The 4250-nt window shown below is 55.9% G+C and carries 6 protein-coding genes; 5 read left to right on the top strand and 1 reads right to left on the bottom strand.

Features of this window, described 5'->3' with window-relative positions; translation table 11 throughout:
- From C84B14_RS17885 to C84B14_RS17865, 5 genes are all read left to right on the top strand, one after another.
- A partial coding sequence (locus C84B14_RS17885; RefSeq protein WP_353226099.1) for a hypothetical protein occupies positions 1–448 on the top strand: 448 nt, incomplete at its 5' end.
- Positions 449–676: 228 nt separating this feature from the next.
- The gene (locus C84B14_RS17880) at positions 677–1522 is read left to right on the top strand and encodes a transposase (RefSeq protein WP_353226097.1); all 846 of its coding nucleotides are present in this window, start codon (positions 677–679) and stop codon (positions 1520–1522) included.
- Between the two features lie 25 nt (positions 1523–1547).
- Positions 1548–2336 (top strand): hypothetical protein, encoded by a 789-nt coding sequence (locus C84B14_RS17875; protein ID WP_353226095.1) that lies wholly within the window; start codon positions 1548–1550, stop codon positions 2334–2336.
- 47 nt (positions 2337–2383) lie between these two features.
- Positions 2384–3043, top strand: coding sequence for a hypothetical protein (locus tag C84B14_RS17870; RefSeq protein ID WP_353226093.1), 660 nt, complete (start codon positions 2384–2386; stop codon positions 3041–3043).
- Positions 3044–3304: 261 nt separating this feature from the next.
- On the top strand, positions 3305–3979 hold the full coding sequence (locus tag C84B14_RS17865; RefSeq protein ID WP_353226101.1) for a transposase: 675 nt from the start codon (positions 3305–3307) through the stop codon (positions 3977–3979).
- A 36-nt stretch (positions 3980–4015) separates the two neighbouring features.
- Here C84B14_RS17865 and C84B14_RS17860 read toward each other — a convergent pair.
- Positions 4016–4250, bottom strand: a 235-nt coding sequence (locus C84B14_RS17860; protein WP_353226091.1) for a hypothetical protein, incomplete at its 5' end; no start/stop codon positions are given.

Below are 4250 nucleotides of genomic sequence, written 5' to 3'. Positions count from 1 at the left end.
CGAGGCGGTCGCAATACCGTCGGATTCACAAGCGTACGAAGTGATAGCGTTAAGACGAGTTGACGACCAATTGATTTGTGTTTATCCGCATGCAACGGCCGGGCGGCGAGCGCATATGAAACGAGTATTAACTTACTCCTTTCTGGCTTGGTTGATCTTTGGTGGTATTAGTTGCGCATTGATGTTTTGGGGCTGGTATGACGTAGGGCCACTTAAGCCACTGATCGTTACGTTATCCAGTGTAGCGGCGGCTTTGTATCTGTTTTTGTTATTTACAGGTTATATGGTTGGCCGCAGATTCCGCCCATGTATTCTGATTGCAGAACAGACATTCCGCGCACTGGGTAAAACGGACTTTAAATCCGTGGATCTGCAAACCTCAAACTATCGCCTGCGCAGGGGCGGCGAACCGAAATCTTACGGGTTTCAGGTTTTTCGTCTGGTCTAGTGAAGGCTATTAGTGTCGGCTTGGAAGATCGGCTGACGTAAGCCATCAGCGACGACGCGGGTTATCGCTTCGAGCTTACCGCGCTGTCCATCGCCCCGTTCATCGCCCTCGACAAGCTCATCGGCCAGTCCGTGCTGCTGGAGCTGACGCTGGGGCAGGGGTCCACTGGGGCAGGGGTCAGGTCTAGCTAAGTAGCATTGGTTGCGAACTCGAGCTAATCTCAGTGGTATGGCCCGGCCCATCCGAATCGAGTTTGCTGGCGCGTTGTATCACGTGACTTCGCGCGGTGATCGTCGGGAGGCGATTTACGAAGACGACACGGACCGCGCGCGTTTTCTCGAAATTCTCGGGCAGGTCGTTCAAGACTTCAACTGGGTGTGCCACGCCTATTGCTTGATGACCAATCACTACCACTTGGTTATCGAGACACCGGACGCCAACCTCTCCCGAGGGATGCGTCAACTCAATGGCGTGTATGCCCAGTACAGCAACCGTCGCCATCGACGCACGGGTCACCTGTTCCAAGGCCGCTTCAAGGGCATTCTCGTCGACGGTGATAGCTATCTGCTGGAGCTGTCGCGATATGTTGTGCTTAATCCCGTTCGCGCAGGCATGGTTACGCGACCCGGCGCATGGCCCTGGAGTAGTTATGCCACGATGATGGGCATCGTGCGCTCGCCCGCGTGGCTGGAAACGGACGGGCTATTAGCCGCGTTTGGAAAGCGTCGTCGTGTCGCTCGCCAACGATACAAGGCCTTTGTTTTGGACGGAATTGACGCGGACTCTATCTGGCGCAATCTTCAGGCCCAGGCGTTTCTTGGCGATGATGAATTCGTCGCTCGTAGCCTGAAGCACGCCAATGTTCAGGACGACGTCAATATTCCGAAGTCCCAGAGGCGGGCGCCGCCGCCCCCGCTAGATATTATTGCCCGCAGTCATGCCACACGCGACGAAGCGATTGTGGCGAGCCATGCGAGCGGCGGATACAGCTACGAGGAGATTGCAGACTACTTCGGAGTACATTTCACGACGGTAGGTCGAATCGTGCGAGCCAGTAAATCGACTAAATCGTAAATAGTACGATGATAGACCTGACCCCGTGAGTGCGCTGGGGTTGGGAGCCTCGTCCATCCCGGTCATCGGTTGGACCGTGCTGGCTTTTGTAGCGTTGGGTGCGGCCGTCTACCTGACTTACCTGGCATTGAAAAATACTGACACGCCGCTGGAAGTCTGGTTTACCCGTTGTTACTACCGCAATCCGGCTGTCTCCGAACGCGATGCGTATTCCGGCTTGAAACAGGAGTTGGCGGCCTATCAGGACGTGGTTTATGGCTTGAGCATCCGTTTGGTTTGGCAAAACGAACCCGGTCGTGATCGGGTGCAACTGCGTATCATCATGCCGGGTATTGGTGACTACAGTGACTATGCCTATAAACTCATGCTCGCCGGCGACGGCGGCCATAGCGTCATCGCCTTCCATGGCAGCCAGCTTAGTCACGATCCGGCACTGAAGCCGCGGCAAGACGCATTGGAGGGCCAGGAGATGCGCGCCCGGGATGTCAGTTGGGGCGAGTCGATTGCCAATTATCTGATTCCACGCGGCACGGAAGCGCGCAAAGCCTATCGCTACATCAAGCACATGGGGGACCCGGTGCGTTACGTTACCGACAACCGCCTGCAGCACGCGGTCCAACTCGAACAACATGCGGGGGCCGCAGTATTACACACTGAAGTGCTGGTCGACGAGGATGTGTATGACCGGGTTGGCCTGAAGATCGAGTACTGGCCGGATGCTCTGAACAAGCGACAGTTGGTAATGTCCCTGGATCTAGGGGAAGCTGATTATCGCTGGGCTCGAAAAGAGGGGTTTTGGAGTCATCTTTTCTGAATCGCTTATCGGACGCCCAAACCTGTGAACACAAGAACTGTCATGCCATGAATGAAACATCGAGCCAGGACTGTCGCGTCAAGGTAACTTCGAAGTTTGCGCCCTTAATTTTGCTGTGTTTAGAAATATTGTTTATAGCGGGCAGTATGTTTCTAAGTGTGAAGGTTGTATTTCCACACGTGAATAATGCTGCTATTGCCGTCACAATTTGGTCTATTCTTTCATTATCAGCACTTATATTGCCATTCGTTATTTTGGTGCTGATGTTTCCGTTCCAGCGCGCATCGCTGGACTCAAAAGGCCTAAACTTGAGCCGTAAGGGCCGTATCGCCTTCGAAGACATCGCCAGCTACGACACGGATGCGGTCGATTTCGGCATAAAGGGGCGCCTTTACCTGCATATCCGGCCGAAACAAGGTTTTTCCTACCGGCTGATTCCCCATCCTCGGGATCGGGAAGCCTTCTACGAACTGTGTTTGGCGTTCAAGCGCTACGCTGATGCACGTATTACGAATGGCCCTGAGCAAAAGAGCTTCTGGGGCAGCCCCGCTGCCCGTGCTTTTGGCGTAATTGGCTTACTGATCGAAGCGATCGTCACGGCAATGGTGCTTGTGCTGGCCCCGCACATGCTGGGTTATGTCGCATTTCTTTTGCTAGTCGGCACGCCGATGTTCGTTTGGGTCATTCTTGGCAAGCGGGCGAATTGAAACGCGCTCAAAATCGTCAGATGCGTGCAAGACGAGACGGGGTCAGGTCTAGCTAAGTAGCATTGGTTGCCCAATCCGTATAGTGGCGGTCTCATGGCCCGCCCCATCCGAATCGAGTTTGCTGGCGCGTTGTATCACGTGACGTAGCGCGGTGATCGCCGCGAGGTGATTTACGACGACGCCACGGATCGCACGCGTTTTCTCGAAATTCTCGGCCAGGTGGTGTAAGACCTCAACTGGGTGTGCCACGCCTATTGCTTGATGATCAATCACTACCACCTGGTCATCGAGACACCGGACGCCAATCTCTCCCGAGGGATGCGTCAACTCAATGGCGTGTATGCCCAGTACAGCAACCGTCGCCATCGACGCACGGGTCACCTGTTCCAAGGCCGCTTCAAGGGCATTCTCGTCGACGGTGATAGCTATCTGCTGGAGCTGTCGCGATATGTTGTGCTTAATCCCGTTCGCGCAGGCATGGTTACGCGACCCGGCGCATGGCCCTGGAGTAGTTATGCCACGATGATGGGCATCGTGCGCTCGCCCGCGTGGTTGGAAACGGACGGTCTATTGGCCGCGTTTGGAAAGCGTCGTCGTGTCGCTCGCCAACGATACAAGGCCTTTGTTTTGGACGGAATTGACGCGGACTCTATCTGGCGCAATCTTCAGGCCCAGGCGTTTCTTGGCGATGATGAATTCGTCGCTCGTAGCCTGAAGCACGCCAATGTTCAGGACGACGTCAATATTCCGAAGTCCCAGAGGCGGGCGCCGCCGCCCCCGCTAGATATTATTGCCCGCAGTCATGCCACACGCGACGAAGCGATTGTGGCGAGCCATGCGAGCGGCGGATACAGCTACGCGGAGATTGCAGACTACTTCGGAGTGCATTTCACGACGGTAGGTCGGATCGTGCGAGCCAGTAAATCGGCTAAATAGTACGATGATAGACCTGACCTTCTGAATTCCAACCTGTCAGCCGATATTTTTGCCGAAGCTGAACGCCAGCTCGGCGGCGCCGAGGCTGCGCCACCGGCCTGGCATGCCGTGGCCGCGCGCACCGACGGCGGTGTGCACGAAGACCCCGAGCCGCAGGCATCGCACACCGGCCACAGCGCAGCCGAAGACGACGACTTCTACCGCAATGCGTTTACCGCCATCCCCGCGGATACTGTCTATCGCGCCGCGCTCACCGACGGCCACGGCCTGC

Source organism: Salinisphaera sp. C84B14 (genome assembly GCF_040361435.1).
In the GTDB taxonomy this organism is placed as follows: Bacteria; Pseudomonadota; Gammaproteobacteria; order Nevskiales; family Salinisphaeraceae; genus Salinisphaera.
This window is presented reverse-complemented; position numbering and strand designations above follow the sequence as displayed.

What these genes read in the sequence shown, in the direction of transcription:
- C84B14_RS17880 (WP_353226097.1), top strand. Translation starts at nt 677, where the DNA reads ATGGCCCGGCCCATCCGAATCGAGTTTGCTGGCGCGTTGTATCACGTG.
- C84B14_RS17870 (WP_353226093.1), top strand. Translation starts at nt 2,384, where the DNA reads ATGAATGAAACATCGAGCCAGGACTGTCGCGTCAAGGTAACTTCGAAG.
- C84B14_RS17865 (WP_353226101.1), top strand. Translation starts at nt 3,305, where the DNA reads ATGATCAATCACTACCACCTGGTCATCGAGACACCGGACGCCAATCTC.